This window comes from Kribbella pittospori (genome assembly GCF_004331465.1).
Lineage (GTDB): Bacteria > Actinomycetota > Actinomycetes > Propionibacteriales > Kribbellaceae > Kribbella > Kribbella pittospori.
In genome coordinates this window covers 102,274-115,866 of the sequence record NZ_SJKB01000016.1, presented here as the reverse complement: position 1 = coordinate 115,866, position 13,593 = coordinate 102,274, and the positions used below count along the sequence as shown (strand labels likewise).

15 protein-coding genes are annotated in these 13,593 nt (G+C 68.3%); 11 read left to right on the top strand and 4 right to left on the bottom strand.

Features of this window, described 5'->3' with window-relative positions; all coding sequences use genetic code 11:
* Positions 1-219 precede the first annotated feature (219 nt).
* Positions 220-861, top strand: a complete 642-nt coding sequence (locus E0H73_RS36795) for a VOC family protein (RefSeq protein ID WP_131364362.1) — start codon at positions 220-222, stop codon at positions 859-861.
* Entirely contained in the window at positions 854-1,870 is a 1,017-nt protein-coding gene (locus tag E0H73_RS36790; protein ID WP_202867735.1) for a MerR family transcriptional regulator, read from the top strand. Before E0H73_RS36795 ends, E0H73_RS36790 begins: the two co-directional genes overlap by 8 nt.
* Positions 1,871-1,879: 9 nt before the next feature.
* On the opposite strand, the gene E0H73_RS36785 is transcribed toward E0H73_RS36790, so the two are convergent.
* Positions 1,880-2,503, bottom strand: a complete 624-nt coding sequence (locus tag E0H73_RS36785) for a LysE family transporter (protein WP_238164508.1) — start codon at positions 2,501-2,503, stop codon at positions 1,880-1,882.
* Between the two features lie 157 nt (positions 2,504-2,660).
* On the opposite strand from E0H73_RS36785, the gene E0H73_RS48670 reads away from it, so the two are divergent.
* From E0H73_RS48670 to E0H73_RS36765, 5 genes are all read left to right on the top strand, one after another.
* Complete coding sequence (locus E0H73_RS48670) at positions 2,661-2,873, top strand: DUF4291 family protein (RefSeq protein WP_475009308.1); 213 nt, start codon at positions 2,661-2,663, stop codon at positions 2,871-2,873.
* A 31-nt stretch (positions 2,874-2,904) separates the two neighbouring features.
* Complete coding sequence (locus tag E0H73_RS48665; RefSeq protein WP_475009310.1) at positions 2,905-3,159, top strand: DUF4291 family protein; 255 nt, start codon at positions 2,905-2,907, stop codon at positions 3,157-3,159.
* A 25-nt stretch (positions 3,160-3,184) separates the two neighbouring features.
* Entirely contained in the window at positions 3,185-3,499 is a 315-nt protein-coding gene (locus E0H73_RS36775) for a PadR family transcriptional regulator (protein WP_131364360.1), read from the top strand.
* A gap of 330 nt (positions 3,500-3,829) precedes the next feature.
* Positions 3,830-4,117: a hypothetical protein gene (locus tag E0H73_RS36770; RefSeq protein ID WP_131364358.1), complete on the top strand. Its 288-nt coding sequence runs from the start codon at positions 3,830-3,832 to the stop codon at positions 4,115-4,117.
* 195 nt (positions 4,118-4,312) lie between these two features.
* Positions 4,313-4,939 carry a DUF6308 family protein gene (locus E0H73_RS36765; RefSeq protein ID WP_131364356.1) on the top strand — a complete coding sequence of 209 codons (627 nt, stop codon included), beginning with the start codon at positions 4,313-4,315 and terminating at the stop codon, positions 4,937-4,939.
* 5 nt (positions 4,940-4,944) lie between these two features.
* Here E0H73_RS36765 and E0H73_RS36760 read toward each other — a convergent pair whose 3' ends face one another.
* Together E0H73_RS36760 and E0H73_RS36755 are read right to left on the bottom strand one after the other, a co-directional pair.
* Positions 4,945-6,462, bottom strand: a complete 1,518-nt coding sequence (locus E0H73_RS36760; RefSeq protein ID WP_131364354.1) for an LLM class flavin-dependent oxidoreductase — start codon at positions 6,460-6,462, stop codon at positions 4,945-4,947.
* A gap of 93 nt (positions 6,463-6,555) precedes the next feature.
* Positions 6,556-9,588 carry an AfsR/SARP family transcriptional regulator gene (locus E0H73_RS36755; RefSeq protein ID WP_131364352.1) on the bottom strand — a complete coding sequence of 1,011 codons (3,033 nt, stop codon included), beginning with the start codon at positions 9,586-9,588 and terminating at the stop codon, positions 6,556-6,558.
* 97 nt (positions 9,589-9,685) lie between these two features.
* Here E0H73_RS36755 and E0H73_RS36750 point away from each other — a divergent pair, with 97 nt between their 5' ends.
* From E0H73_RS36750 to E0H73_RS46700, 4 genes are all read left to right on the top strand, one after another.
* The gene (locus E0H73_RS36750; RefSeq protein WP_131364350.1) at positions 9,686-10,249 is read left to right on the top strand and encodes an NADPH-dependent FMN reductase; all 564 of its coding nucleotides are present in this window, start codon (positions 9,686-9,688) and stop codon (positions 10,247-10,249) included.
* Positions 10,250-10,264: 15 nt separating this feature from the next.
* The gene (locus tag E0H73_RS36745; protein ID WP_131364348.1) at positions 10,265-10,804 is read left to right on the top strand and encodes a dihydrofolate reductase family protein; all 540 of its coding nucleotides are present in this window, start codon (positions 10,265-10,267) and stop codon (positions 10,802-10,804) included.
* 186 nt (positions 10,805-10,990) lie between these two features.
* Complete coding sequence (locus E0H73_RS36740; RefSeq protein ID WP_131364347.1) at positions 10,991-11,575, top strand: hypothetical protein; 585 nt, start codon at positions 10,991-10,993, stop codon at positions 11,573-11,575.
* On the top strand, positions 11,572-12,153 hold the full coding sequence (locus tag E0H73_RS46700; protein WP_202867734.1) for a hypothetical protein: 582 nt from the start codon (positions 11,572-11,574) through the stop codon (positions 12,151-12,153). Before E0H73_RS36740 ends, E0H73_RS46700 begins: the two co-directional genes overlap by 4 nt.
* A 56-nt stretch (positions 12,154-12,209) precedes the next feature.
* Here the strand turns inward: E0H73_RS46700 and E0H73_RS36730 are convergent, their stop codons facing one another.
* A complete protein-coding gene (locus E0H73_RS36730) occupies positions 12,210-13,574 on the bottom strand; it encodes an FAD-binding oxidoreductase (RefSeq protein WP_131364345.1) in 1,365 nt (454 codons plus the stop codon).
* Positions 13,575-13,593 lie beyond the last annotated feature (19 nt).

Genomic DNA, 13,593 nt, shown 5'->3' with positions numbered 1-13,593 from the left:
CCCGGGCACGGTTGGCGGGACCCCGGCACAGGACGGGACCCGAGGACAAGGCGGGGACCCGGGGACAGGACGGTACCCGGGGCACGGGCGCGGACCCGGGCACGGGGCGCGGAACCGGGGACAGGACGGGGACCGGGGACAAGGCGGGACCCGGAGGTAGGGCGAGATCCGCGAATCTGGCTTGACCCTCACGTAGCGTGAGGCTGGAGGGTGGGGTGCATGAGCGACTACTACGACGCGTTCGAGATGAGTCCTGTGCCCGACGCCGGCCCGGATGCGGTTCCGCCGGAGCCGTTCCGTGGCATCTATGCCATGCCCGCATTCGTCACGATCCCCACAAGCGACCTGGCGGCATCGACGGATTTCTGGGTTCGTGGGCTCGGGTTCATCGAGCTGTTCAGCATCCCCGGAAGCATCGTGCACCTGCGTCGCTGGGCCTTCCAGGACGTTCTCCTCGTCCCAGCGGAGAGCATGCAGCCGCAGGCGCCGGACAGCGTGCCAGGTCAGGCTCGAGCGGACAGCGCGCCCGCGCCGGCACTAACGGACAGCGGGCCGGAGCTGGCGTCGGCGGACAGCGGGCCGGGGTGGGGGCCGGTGATGAGCGTTAGTTTCTCGTGCGTGCTCAGTCAGGTTGATTCCGTTGTTGAGGCCTGTCGGGTGTTGCGGCCGGACTCTGTCGATGGGCCACGGGATACGCCCTGGAACACGCGCGACATCACGGTGATCACGCCCGAGAACGCACGGGTTGTTTTCACCGCGGCGAAGCCCTTCGATCCGGCCAGTCAGGAGGCGCGGGACCTTGCAGCCGTCGGAATCACCCCGCCGGGCACCGGCGGCGGCGACAATGAGGGGCATGCCTGATGCGACTGACGCCGACCTCAGCCGTGCCCCGGACGCGGCCGACCTCAGCTGTGCCCTGGACGCGGCCAACCTCAGCCGTGCCCCGGACGCGGCCGACCTCAGCTGTGCCCCGGACGCGGCCGACCTCAGCTGTGCCCTGGACGCGGCCAACCTCAGCCGTGCCTCGGACGCGGCCGGCCTCAGTCGTGTCTCGAATGCGGCCAACCTCAGCCGGGTCTCGGACGCGGCTGGTCTGACCGTTGGTGAGGTCTCGACTCGGCTGGGCGTGACGGTCCGCGCGCTGCACCACTGGGACGAGATCGGTCTGGCGCGACCGTCGCTGCGTACGGCCGGCGGCTACCGGCTCTACACCGCTGGTGATCTGGAACGTCTGCAGCGCATCGTCGTCTACCGCGAGCTCGGCCTCGGCCTGGACCGGATCCGAACCATCTTGGACGACTCGACCGCAGACGTACCCGGCGCCCTGCGCGCGCAGCGCGACCAGATCGAAGAACGGATCGCCCGCCTCCAACAGCTCAGCGCCGGACTGGATCGGATGATCGACGCCCACGAGCGCGGCCTGCTGCTGACCATCGAGCAGCAGGCCGCGATCCTCGGCCCCCACTGGAACCCGGACTGGCCAGCCCAGGCCCGTGAGCGCTACGGAGACACGAGGCAGTGGCAGCAGTACGCCGAACGCTCAGCCTCCCGCACACCGGAGGAATGGCAGGCCATCGCCAACGCCGTCGCCGACCTCGATCGCGCCCTCGCGGAAGCGATCGACGCCGGCGTCACCCCCGGCAGCCCAGAAGCGAACCACCTGGTCGAGCGCCACCGCGAAGTCTTCGCGTCGTACTTCCCGCTCACCCGGCAGATGCAGGTCTGCCTAGGCCGCATGTTCGAGTCCGACCCGGCCTACGCCGCCCACTACAACGCGATCCATCCCGGCCTAGCCACCTGGTTCCGCCAGTCCATCGACGCCAACGCCCGCACCCACAACATCAACCCCGACGCCGCCACCTGGCAGTAGACCGGACCTCTACGCGACCAGGCGGATGGCTAGGGCGGCTATGAGGGTCGTGGAGGCTAGGGCGGTTAGTAGGCGGCCGAGGTGCCCGGTGAGGGCGCGGCCTAGTAGGGCTCCGCCGGAGGCGAGTAGGAGTTGCCAGGAAGCGGAGGCGATGAACGCGGCCAGTACGAAGATGACGCGTTCGACCACGGTTGGATCGGACGAACCGGATCCGCCGAGGACCAAGGCTGCGAAGTAGATCACCGTCATCGGACTGAGCAGCGTCATACCGAGCAGCCCGAAGTACGCCGTACGTCCGGCCACTGGCATCTCCTGGGTGATCCCGGTCAGCCGGTGCGCGCGGTACCGGCGTACCGCCCTGATGGCTCCCATCGCGGCGAGACCCAGCAGGACCACGAGAGAGACCCAGCGCAACGGCATCACGATCGGCACGAGTAGCGGCGCCAACGCGGACCCTGCGACCGCGGCGACCAGCGCGTAGATGCCGTCAGCCGACGCGATCCCCAACGCAGCACAGGCCCCGACTCGCAACGAACTCCGCGCACTCAGCGCGACAAGATAGGTCCCCACAGGCCCGACCGGCATGGCGATGCCATACCCGGCCAACAGCCCGGCGACCAACGCCGCGGTCACGACTGACCGAAGCTGGATCCTTCCCAACGACCGGCCTGCTGCTGGACCCGAGCGCCCGATCCGGCCCCCAAGTTCAACAGCAACACACCCACAGTCGTCGTAGTCATGCGCCCATCATGGGCACCCCCGCCCCCGCCCTCAACCCATTTACAACCCGTTGCCCACCACAACAACCCTCAAGTCCATAGGATCTGCAGTCAGGTACCGCCAGATCCGCGCGCTCTACGACGACACCACCATCGCCGTCTACCAGGCCTACCCACCCGAAATCGCCGACCCCGCCCTAGCCGCCGGCACCTTCGTCCCACCCTTCAGCCGCACCCGCATGACCTGGATCAAGCCGTCCTTCCTGTGGATGGCGTACCGCTAGGCGCACAACCCTCGCCACCTCTCCCGTCCGGATCCAGTGGGACCCGGAGCAGACCCTCGACCTAAGGCCCCAACCCACCATCCGCTCCATCCAGATCGGTCTGTCCCATGACGCCGTACAGCACTACGTGCATGACTGGATCACAGCCATCGAGGACGTCACCCCAGTCATGCACCGCATCCATCAGCAGACGTCGAGCGAAGCCCAATCCGAGCTCCCTGAGGAACGTCCGTACCCCCTGGAGCCAGCGCTCGCCACTCGGATCGCGGCGTCAATTGACAGTTAAGTCTATATAGGTAGACATTGGGAAGGTGGGGCGGATTCGGCGGCCTTCGGGGCAGACGTTGGCGGTGTTGTGGGTGCTGGCGGAAGAGCCGGCGGCGTGGGTGCATGGGTATGAGTTGTGCCGGGCGACCGGACTGAAGGCGGGCACGGTGTATCCGATCCTGATCCGGCTCGCCGCTCGTGGGCACCTTGATGCGCGCTGGGAAGACGACCCGCCACTCGGACGCCCGGCGCGTCACCTGTATCGGCTGTCAGCGGACGGCGCGCAGTACGTCGCGGCCCTCCGACGCGAAGCCGCAAAGCCCGGCCGCACACCAAAGCCGCAAGCAGCAGGTGCCTGACGATGTTTGGCGGCTGTGGCGGTCCTGCTAACCCCGTGGCCTCTAGCTGCAGCCGCGATCGCCTACCACTCATTCCGAGCGGCGACCGGCCCAGATCTGCCCGCCCGCCTCACCTCCTGGTCGACGGGCCGGACGGCACGGCGCGAGCGCAGACTGGGCAGTGCCATGCGCGCCGAGCTCGCCAGCATCGATGATCCAGGAGAACGCCGCCACTTCGCCTTCGGCTGCGCCTAGGCCGCCGTACGCACCGGCTGGGGTCGCGGACCGCTGCTGGTCGGTGCCGCGTCAGCAATCCTCTTCGCACTCATCACGTTCGCCGCATCAAGACTGATGCTCGCCGGCGACCGCACCGGCCTCCTCGCCGCCGTACTCCTGGCCTCCCTCCTGGCCATCCTCACCGTCGCCATCCCCGAATCCATCCGCTGGTACGACGAAGCCGGCGTCTGGATCCTGGACGGCGACTCCCCCGCCTCCGGCATCCCCAACGCCCAAGCCGCAGTACAGGACGCACTGGGCGGCCTCACCTTCTTCTTCCTCCTCTTCACCACCCCCTGGCCCGTCCTCGGCGCCTACCTCGGCAGCCACGTCCCACAAGGCATTCCCGCCACGCGCAGTTGAGCTTTTGCGACTGAGAGTCGATGGAGACGGAGCCTCCGGCGAGCCGATGATTACCGGCTGTGGATCACGGGAAGTGACCCTGGGGTGTGGGTGAGCGCGGGGTCGCCTACGATCTGCGGAAACGGAGTGAGGATTCGTTCGGATGATGGTCCGCCCGCTGGCGGGTCTGCCACCAAGAGTGTGAGGGTGTGGCTCATGAACATCGGTACTCGGAAGATCGTCGTCGACGAGGCGATCGCCCAGTTACGGCTGTACGCCGAAACGAACGGCGCCGTACTGCGGTACTACGACGGTCTGCCGGGAATGACGCTGGTCGGTGGCGCCGAACCGAACCAGGTGACGCTGTCGGACCTGGGGCGGACGATGGTGATCGGCGCGGACCTGCGGGCGCAGGACATCCCGTGGCTGCTGGAGGTCGAGGCGGAGAAGGAGTTCGCCGCGATCCCGGTCGACGCGCGGCTCGAGGACGCGGCGCCGGGCAGTGACCTGTTCGAGGCGGCGATGGCGCTGGACGAGAAGTTCTCCGGCCACCGTGGTTTCGGCCAGGCGAAGAAGTCGAAGCTGCTGCACCTGAAACGGCCGTTCCTCTACCCCGTCAGCGACAGCTTCATCCGGATGACGTACACGAACGCCGCCGCCGGCGCCGAGTTCCTGTCGGCCGTCCACCGCGACCTGGTCAACCCGGCCAACATCCGCGACTTCAAGCTCCTCCAGGTCCGGCTGATCGCCGAGCCCGCCACCTCGGCCGCGCGCCTGCTCGGCGAAGCCCCGACCCTCCGCCTGCTCGACATCCTCGCCTCACTGCTCGGCGAGGCGAAGTAACGACCTCACATCACGCCGAGCCGTGCCAGCGGCTCGACCAGCTCACGCTCTTCGTAGGACAAGTGTGAGAGCAGCGTGTCGTCCAGGAGATCGACTGCCGCCCGCAGACCGTCGAGGTCGCCGGAGCCGTCGACCAGAGCGACGAGCGCCTTGTCGACGCCCTCGAGGACGTCGTGGATGATGCGGTGTTCCTCCTGCAAGCGATCCACGACCGGCGCGAGCTCCGGGTCGGCCCGGCGCAGGTGCGGGAACAAAGAAGCGTCCTCGATCGAGTGATGCGTGGTGACGAGCCGGCAGTAGGACTCGCAGTACGTGCCGAGCGTCCAGTTGTTCTGCCGCATCGTCATCGTGTTGATGTGCGACCGCGCCTGCCCGACGCCGAGCGACCCGGCCGCGACCTGCTCGACCAGGTCGCGAATCTGCTCCAGCTCAGCCCGCAGATGATCGTGCACCTCGATCAGATGCTGACCGGACGAGAGCTGATACGGCGTATACGTCCGTGACGGATCAAGCGCCGGACCGGTCGGTCGCTCCGACTCGTCCAGCAGTTGTACGGCGCTCCGTCGTACGGCGGGAGGTGGAGTCGGTACGACACTGAACCCGTCGGTCCGCACCGGAGTAGCAACAGCCTCAACGCGCTGGCCGGTTGAGCGTGCGGCTTCGACGGACTCGCGGACGCCGGCGGCCACCTCGGCGAACCGGCGGATGTCATCGGGGTCGTCGGAGCCGAGGATGTAAGTGCTCATCCCCTCGCCAAGTGTCAGGTCGGTGAGCTGGTCGATCCACAGCTCCTCCGGTCCCTGCAGGAATCCACCGTTGCCCTCGAACCGACCGGACAGGTTGTACAGACGCCGTACCGCAGCAGGATCGCGACCGGCATCCACGGCGGCCTCGTCGATGATCTTGTTCATCGCGGCCAGTTCGTCGGGCCCGGCGTACGCACTGGTTGGCAGCCAGCCATCGGCGAGCCGGCCGGTGACGGCGAGCATGCGCGGCTTGTACGCACCCAGCCAGATCTCCACGTCGTGCGCGGGCTGCGGGCCGCGCTTGGCGCCGGCGACCGGGTAGTGCTTGCCGGGCAACCGGATGCCGCCGCCGGTCGGAGTCCACACCTCGCGCATGATCGCGATGGCCTCCTCCAGCGCGGCGATGCTCTGGCCGGTGGTCAGGCGCGGGCCGGCGTTCGCGGCCACGGCGTCAAGGAAACCGCCGGCGCCGAGACCCAGCTCGACGCGGCCGCCGGTGATCAGGTCGAGGGTGGCGACGCTGCGGGCCAGGACGACCGGGTGGCGCAGCGGCAGGTTGGCGACGTTCGTCGTGACCTTCACGCGCTGGGTCTGCGCGGCGACCACGGACAGCAGGGTCCATGCGTCCATCAGACGCGGCTGGTACGGGTGGTCCTGGAAGCTGACCAGATCGAGGCCGACCTGCTCGGTCAGCTGGGCGAGCGCGATCACGCGCCCGGGATTGTCGACCGTCGGGGTCAGGAACGTGCCGAAGACCAGCTCGTGGCCGTAGTCCATGGTTCACCTTGCCTGTCGGGATGGTTCGTCGACAGCAAAACTACTTCGCTGGGCAAATAATCTCAACCACAGAACATCTGGTGGCCAACTGGATTAGAGGAGGTGGAACGCGTCCTGGGGTGTGAAGGCGGCACCGGCCGCGTAGGCCTCTGCGTAGGCGGCGTCGCCCAAGGCAGAGCGGACGGTTTCGATGGCCCGTTCCAGGTCCGTGAGGTCGACCGTGGCCGCCAGTTGCGGATCGGTGGCCCGGGTCGCGGCGGCGGAACCGAGCAGCTTGGCAGCGACTGTCCGGTCGGGGAGACAGGCAGCGATGCCCTCCAACGCCCAGCACATGCTGCGGAGCGAGTCGTACTCCTCGGAGATCCGGAAGGCCTCCTTGTGCGACTCCAGCGCCTCGGCGTACTCGCCGCGGAGCTCGAGGAGAAAGCCCAGCTCCTCGAGGACCATCGACAGGTAGAGCACCGGCTCGTTCTGCCCGCGGGCCGCGTCGACCAGCGACCGCAGCCACCGCTCGGCCTCGTCGAGGTCGCCACTGCGCCGGGCGGCGAAGCCGAGCACGATCTCGGCCAGTGCCTGCGCTGCCCGCTGTCCTTGCTCTGTGGCGAGCCGCAACGCGCGCTCACCTTGCGACCGCGCGTCGTCGTAGCGAGCTTGTCGTATCGACGTCCAGCCGAGACCACCCAAGGCCGAGGCGACCTCGGGCCAGAGCCCGAGTTCCTCGGCCAACTGGAGGCCCTCGAGTTGCAGGCGTTCCGCCTCAGCGAAGTCTCCCGCGCGCTCCGCACGCGCACCGAGCCAACTCAACGCCTGCAGCATGCCCCACCGATCCCCCAATGACCGGAAGATGCGAGCACTCTCTGAAGCATCCGCGTGCATTGCCGCCAGATCGGACCGCACGTGTGAGTGCTTGGACCGGGACGCCAGCGCGGCCGCCACACCCCACTGGTCGCCGTCCGCTTCAAAACTCTTCAAAGACCGTTCCAGCAACGCCAGAGGGGTCGCCAGATCACCCACATCGCTTCCAGTGTGGGCGATCCACCACTGCCCACGTGCGTCGGCCGTCTCCAGCCACCGGTCTCGCTCGCCCGGCGCTCGCGGGTCACCCTGCAGATACAGGAACCCGACCCGCCACGCCTCGACCCGAGGAGATCCCGGGACCGCCTCCAGCGACCGCTGCGCCTCGGCCAGCCGCCCACGCAGGAACCAGTACCAGGCCAGCGCATCCACCAACCGCTCACCCAGATCCAGCCGCCCGATAGCCACTGCCCGGTCCAGTGCGGTCCGCAGATTGGCAGTGTCCTCGTCCAGCAACTGCAACCACCGGCTCTGCTCCCCGCCGTACAGATGCGGACGAGCCGACTCCGCCAGCTCGACGTAGTAGTCCAGGTGTCGCTGCTGTACCGCCTCCAGCTCACCCGCGGCACGCAGCTTCTCCACGCAGTACTCCGCCACCGACTCCAGCAACCGGTACCGCGGCCCCTCCACCCCATGGACCGGTACGACGAGCGACCGGTCCACGAGACGGATCAACACATCCAGTACGTCGGCCTCTCCGCACACCGCCGCCGCAGCCTCCGCCGTACATCCATCAGCGTGTACGGCGAGCTGCCGCAGGACGGACTGTTCCTCCGGATCGAGCAGCTCCCAACTCCAGTCGATCATCGCGAGCAGCGTCTGCTGACGCGGCGCAGCACCGCGGTGCCCGGTCGCAAGCAGCCGGAAGCGGTCGTCGAGCCGCGCCACCAGTCCACGAACGCCGAGCGCGCGGACCCGGGTCGCTGCGAGCTCCAGCGCCAGCGGGATCCCGTCCAGCCGCCGGCACAGCACGGACACGTCGGCAACGGTCTCTGCGGACAACGTGAAGTCACGAGACGCTGCAGCCGCGCGAGTGACGAACAACTGCACCGCACTGCACTCACCCACCGCCTCGAACCCGAGCGCAGGCGAAGGCACCTCCAGCGGCGGCACAGTCCAAACCACCTCACCGGCCAGACCGAGTGGCTCACGACTGGTCGCCAGCACGCGCAGACCGGGCGCGGCCGCCAACAGGCGATCAGTCAGGTCGGCAACCTCAGCAACGACCTGCTCGCAGTTGTCCAGCACCAGAAGCCGCGTCCCCATCACAGCCGCCAGCCGCTCAACCACAGCGTCAGCAGGACCGGCGCTGTCCCGCAGATCCAGAGCCGCCTGCACGGCGTCCGTCAGTGCGTTCCGCACCGAGCGAGCTGCAGGCGTCACAGCCGCCAGCTCAACCAGTACGACGCCATCTGGGAACCGGTCCGCCACCGATGCGGCAGCCGCCAGCGCCAGCCGCGTCTTGCCGACTCCCCCGGGCCCAGTCAGCGTCACCAGCCGCGAAGACTGCAGGCCCGAGCTCACCTCCGCCAGCGCCTCCGAACGTCCGACCAGCTCGGTCAGCTGCGCCGGCAGGTTGGTCCGCGCGTTCGGCAGGTCCTGCGTCAGGATCGACTGCTGCAGAGCAACCAACTCAGGACTCGGGTCCAATCCCAGCTCGTCCAACAGCAGTTGTCGCAAGTGCTCGTAGCTCTCCAGTGCCTCACTCTGGCGCCCGGCTCGATACAGCGCCCGCATGTGCGCGGCCCGTAAGCCCTCACGCAGCGGATGCTCCGCAACCAGCACGGACAGCTCGCTCACCGGCACGTCAGCCCGCTCGAGCGCTGCCAACCGCTGCTCGGTCAGCCGCGCGACAGCCGTCTCCACGAAGGCCTCGTCGGCAAAGTCGGCGTACGCCGGACCGCGCCACAGTGACAGCGCCTCGTCGAGCCGGCCAGCGTCGACTCGCTCAGCGAACGTCAAGGCGTCGTACGTCGAGCTGTCGACGGTGATCGAGTAGCCGGCCGGACCGGACTTGACCAGGACCCGGCTGCCGGGCTCCGCGTCCTCGAAGGCGCGGCGGAGCTGCGACACCTTGGCGGACAGCGTGCCGGACGGGTTGCCGGGCAGATCCGAACCCCACAGGTCGTCGATCAGCCGGTCGGCCGGGACCGGGCGGCCGTCGTGGACGAGCAGGTCGGCCAGCAGGGCGCGCACCTTCAGACCTGGGATGGTGACGGGCTCCCCCGCGTCCGTCCAGGCGGTGACCGGTCCGAGCACCCCGAAGCGCATGGCCGCACCCTATCTTTCCGACCCGGCCGGCAGTGACCGGAAAGAAACCGTAAACGCGATCCGGCAGAGTCTGAAGCACCGGAAAGGAGGCAGAACAATGCGACTGGCAGTGATCATCGGCAGCACCCGCAACGGCCGCTTCGGACCGACCGTCGCCCACTGGCTGGCCCGGCAGGCAGCCAAGCAGTTCGAGGTCGACCTGGTCGACCTGGCCACCGCCGCTCTGCCGGCGACACTGCCCGACACCGACGACGAGACGCCGTCCGAGGTCGCCGTACTCGCACCAAGGCTGGCCGCCGCGGACGCGTTCGCGGTGGTGACTCCGGAGATCAACTGCAGCTTTCCGGCACCGCTGAAGACCGCACTGGACTGGTACTACGAAGAGTGGCACGCCAAACCGGTCGCGATCGTCAGCTACGGCCGGGAGTCCGGCGGCCGGTGCGCCACCGCGCAACTGCGGCAGGTCTTCACCGAGCTCCAGGCCGTCACCATCCGCAACACCGTTGCCCTGCCCTGCTACTGGGAGCAGTTCACCGCCGACGGTGACTGGCCCCGGCCTACCGCCGGCTACGAAGCCGGCGCCAAGATCATGCTCGACCAGCTCGTCTGGTGGGCCGAAGCGCTCCGGGACGCGCGCTTGAAGCGTCCTTACCAACAGTAAGAAAGGGAAAGACCCATGAGGAAGCTGATCGAATCCACCTTCATGACCCTGAACGGCGCGATCGACAACCCGCAGAACTGGAGTACGCCGTACTGGGACGACGAGCACTCCGCCTACTCCGTGGCCCTGATGGACGGCGTCGACGCTCAAGTGCTCGGCCGCGCCACCTACGAGGCGTTCGCCGAGGCCTGGTCGCAGCGCAGCGGTGACCCGTACACCGACGCGTTCAACGCGATGCCGAAGTACGTCGCCAGCCGCACGCTGAAGGAGACGACCTGGAACGCCCAGCTACTCGAGGGGGACGCCGCCGAGGCGGTGGCCCGGCTCAAGCAGACCGAGGGCGGGAACCTGATCAAGTTCGGCACCGGCTCCTTCTCGAAGACGCTGCTGGAGCACAAGCTGGTCGACGAGTACCACTTCTGGATCTTCCCGGTGGTGGCCGACGGCGAGACCATGTTCCAGGGTCAGGGCGTGGACGTCACCCACCTCGACCTGCTCGGCACCACCACCTTCAAGTCCGGCATCGTCGTGCACAAGCTGGCGCCGAAGGCCTGACCGCTCCACTCGCATCCAGCCGGCCACCCGCACACGGTGGGCCGGCTGGATGCTTGTGTGCGCACTTCATGGGTACCGGTTCGGCCTCGGGGATGTGAGGCGGCGCTGGGGACCGCCTGCTGCAGGTCCTCGCGATCGGTCGCGCCAGATCGCAGGTCCGCACTGTCGAATCGGACTGGAGGTCTGATGGGTACCGTCCTGACAATCGTGGTGATAGTCGTCGTCGTACTCGCGGCGGCTGCGCTGTTGTTCGCCTACCAGCGCAGACGTTCCGGCCAACTGCGTGAGCGGTTCGGGCCGGAGTACGAGCGCAGTGTGGAGGAATCGGGTGACCGGCGCAGCGCCGAACGCGAACTGCGCGGGCGTGAACGCCGGGTCTCGCAGCTCGACATCACGCCGCTGAGCCACGAGTCCGCCGAGGCCTACCGGGTCGAGTGGACCCAGGTTCAGCACAGCTTCGTGGACCGGCCGGCGGCCGCGGTCGCCGACGCCGATCAGCTGGTACTGCGGATGATGCGCGAGTCCGGCTACCCGGTCGACGCGTTCGACCAGCGCGTGAACGACATCTCGGTGGAACATCCGGAGGTCGCGGCGCACTATCGCGACGCCCACCGGATCGCCGTCGCGCAGGAGCGCGGCGAGGCCGACACGGAACAACTCCGCCAGGCCGTCACCTCCTACCGCTCGCTGGTCGAGGCCCTGCTGGCCGACAGCGACGACGCGACCGCAGGCCGGCGCGTGCAACCGACCGACGCCAAGGAGCAAGCATGACCATGCACGACGACCGCCGCACGAACGACCCGACCGACGACGACCGCACCATGGGCGACCCGGCCAACGACCACCGCCTCATCGGCGAGCCGATCAGCGAGCGACGGATGGACGGGACCGATGACGATCGCCTGATCGGAGAGCCGACCGACGACCGCCGGATGAGCGAGCCGATGGACGACCGTCGCATGGACGCCACGGTCGATGACGATCGCCTGATGACCGGCACGACTGATGACGATCGCCTGATGACCGGCGACGACGCCCGTACGACGGCAAGCCGTGAACCGGCCGTGGACGCGCCGACGGCCGACGAGCCGTTGCTGGCCTCGGACCTGATGGTCGACTACCGGAGCCGGTGGGACGTCATCCAGCAGGGCTTCGTCGACGATCCGCGCAAGGCGGTGAGCGAGGCGGACAACCTCGTCGACGACGTACTCAAGCGCCTGTCGGAGTCCTTCGAACGCCAGCACCAGGGCCTGGAGAAGCAGTGGTCCGACGGCGAGCCGTCGACCGAGGACCTGCGCTCGGCGCTGCAGAAGTACCGCGCCTTCTTCCAGCGGCTGCTCACCCTCTGAGCGAACCAGGCCGGCGCCGTACGACGAACCGTCGTACGGCGCCGGCCGTTTGTTGCCTAGGGCACGATGTTCTGGTTGAGGTGGAACAGGTTGCCCGGGTCGTACTTGCGCTTGACCTCGACCAGGCGGTCGTAGTTCTGCTTGTAGTTGTCGCGGATCCGGCCCTGGTCGTCGTCGGCCATGAAGTTGATGTAGCCGCCCGGCTCGGAGTGCGGTGCGATGTCGTCGTAGTACGACTTCACCCAGTCGATGTTCGCCTCGTTGTCCGCCGCGTCCGGCCACATCCCCGCGATCACCGTCGCGAAGTTGGCGTCCCGGTAGGCGAACGCGGTGCCGTCCGGAGTCACCCGGTGTACGGCGCCGTCGATCGGATAGATGTGGACGGTCGAGTGCACCGACGGCAGTTTGGGTGCGTGGCGCAGGTGCGTCTGGATCGCCTCGTCGGTCAGCTCGCGGACGAAGCTCGCCTTCCAGTAGTGCTGCAGACCCATCGGGTAGAGCGCGTCGAAAGCGCTGTTGAGCGCCGGGTACGGCATCGCCCCGACGTGTTCGGCAACCACCGGCGCGAACTCGCGGAACCGCGAGATCTCCTCCTCGCCACGGTCCGGATCACCGGCCCAGCACCCCACGATCAGCGCGAAGTGGTCGCCGTGCCGGTCCTCTGGGATGAACGGCAGCGGCGGGGCGATCTGGAATCCCGGGAACCCGCCGAGCTGCTCGGGTGCGTCCCCGATCATGTCGCGGAAGCCCGACACGACCGCGGTCGCGTCCGACAGCTCGAAGAACATCGGGCCGCCGTAGACCGTCGTCACCGGCGCCAGCCGGTACTCGAGCGCGGTGACCACACCGAAGTTCCCGCCACCGCCGCGCAGCGCCCAGAAGAGGTCCTCGTGGTCCTTCTCGCTGGCGACCACGAACTGTCCGTCCGCCGTCACCACGTCGGCCGAGATCAGGTTGTCGCAGGACAACCCGAGTCCGCGGGCGAGGTACCCGATTCCACCGCCGAGGGTCAGTCCGCCGATACCGGTCGTGGACACGACACCGCCGGTGACCGCGAGCCCGAAGGCGTGCGTCGCGTCGTTGAGATCACCCCACGTGGCGCCGCCGCCTGCCCGGGCCGTCCGGGTCGCCGGATCCACCCGCACCCCGCGCATGACGCTGAGGTCGATGACCACGCCGTCCTCGACGGTGCCGAAGCCGGGGACGCTGTGCCCTCCGCCTCGGATCGCAAGGTCCAGCTCGTTCGTGCGTGCGAAGTCGATCGCGGCCATCACGTCGCCGGCGTTCTCACACCGCACGATGACCCTCGGATGCTTGTCGTGCATGCCGTTGCGCACCCGGCGCGCCTCGTCGTACCCCTCGTCACCTCCCGTGAGGACCTGCCCTCTGGTGCGTTCCCTCAAGTTGTCGATCGTGCCCATCTCGGCTCCCCGGCCCGTC

Coding starts and splice junctions, on each gene's coding strand:
- E0H73_RS36795 (WP_131364362.1), top strand. CDS start 220: ATGAGCGACTACTACGACGCGTTCGAGATGAGTCCTGTGCCCGACGCC.
- E0H73_RS36790 (WP_202867735.1), top strand. CDS start 854: ATGCCTGATGCGACTGACGCCGACCTCAGCCGTGCCCCGGACGCGGCC.
- E0H73_RS36770 (WP_131364358.1), top strand. CDS start 3,830: ATGCTCGCCGGCGACCGCACCGGCCTCCTCGCCGCCGTACTCCTGGCC.
- E0H73_RS36765 (WP_131364356.1), top strand. CDS start 4,313: ATGAACATCGGTACTCGGAAGATCGTCGTCGACGAGGCGATCGCCCAG.
- E0H73_RS36760 (WP_131364354.1), bottom strand. CDS start 6,462: ATGGACTACGGCCACGAGCTGGTCTTCGGCACGTTCCTGACCCCGACG.
- E0H73_RS36755 (WP_131364352.1), bottom strand. CDS start 9,588: ATGCGCTTCGGGGTGCTCGGACCGGTCACCGCCTGGACGGACGCGGGG.
- E0H73_RS36750 (WP_131364350.1), top strand. CDS start 9,686: ATGCGACTGGCAGTGATCATCGGCAGCACCCGCAACGGCCGCTTCGGA.
- E0H73_RS36745 (WP_131364348.1), top strand. CDS start 10,265: ATGAGGAAGCTGATCGAATCCACCTTCATGACCCTGAACGGCGCGATC.
- E0H73_RS36740 (WP_131364347.1), top strand. CDS start 10,991: ATGGGTACCGTCCTGACAATCGTGGTGATAGTCGTCGTCGTACTCGCG.
- E0H73_RS46700 (WP_202867734.1), top strand. CDS start 11,572: ATGACCATGCACGACGACCGCCGCACGAACGACCCGACCGACGACGAC.
- E0H73_RS36730 (WP_131364345.1), bottom strand. CDS start 13,574: ATGGGCACGATCGACAACTTGAGGGAACGCACCAGAGGGCAGGTCCTC.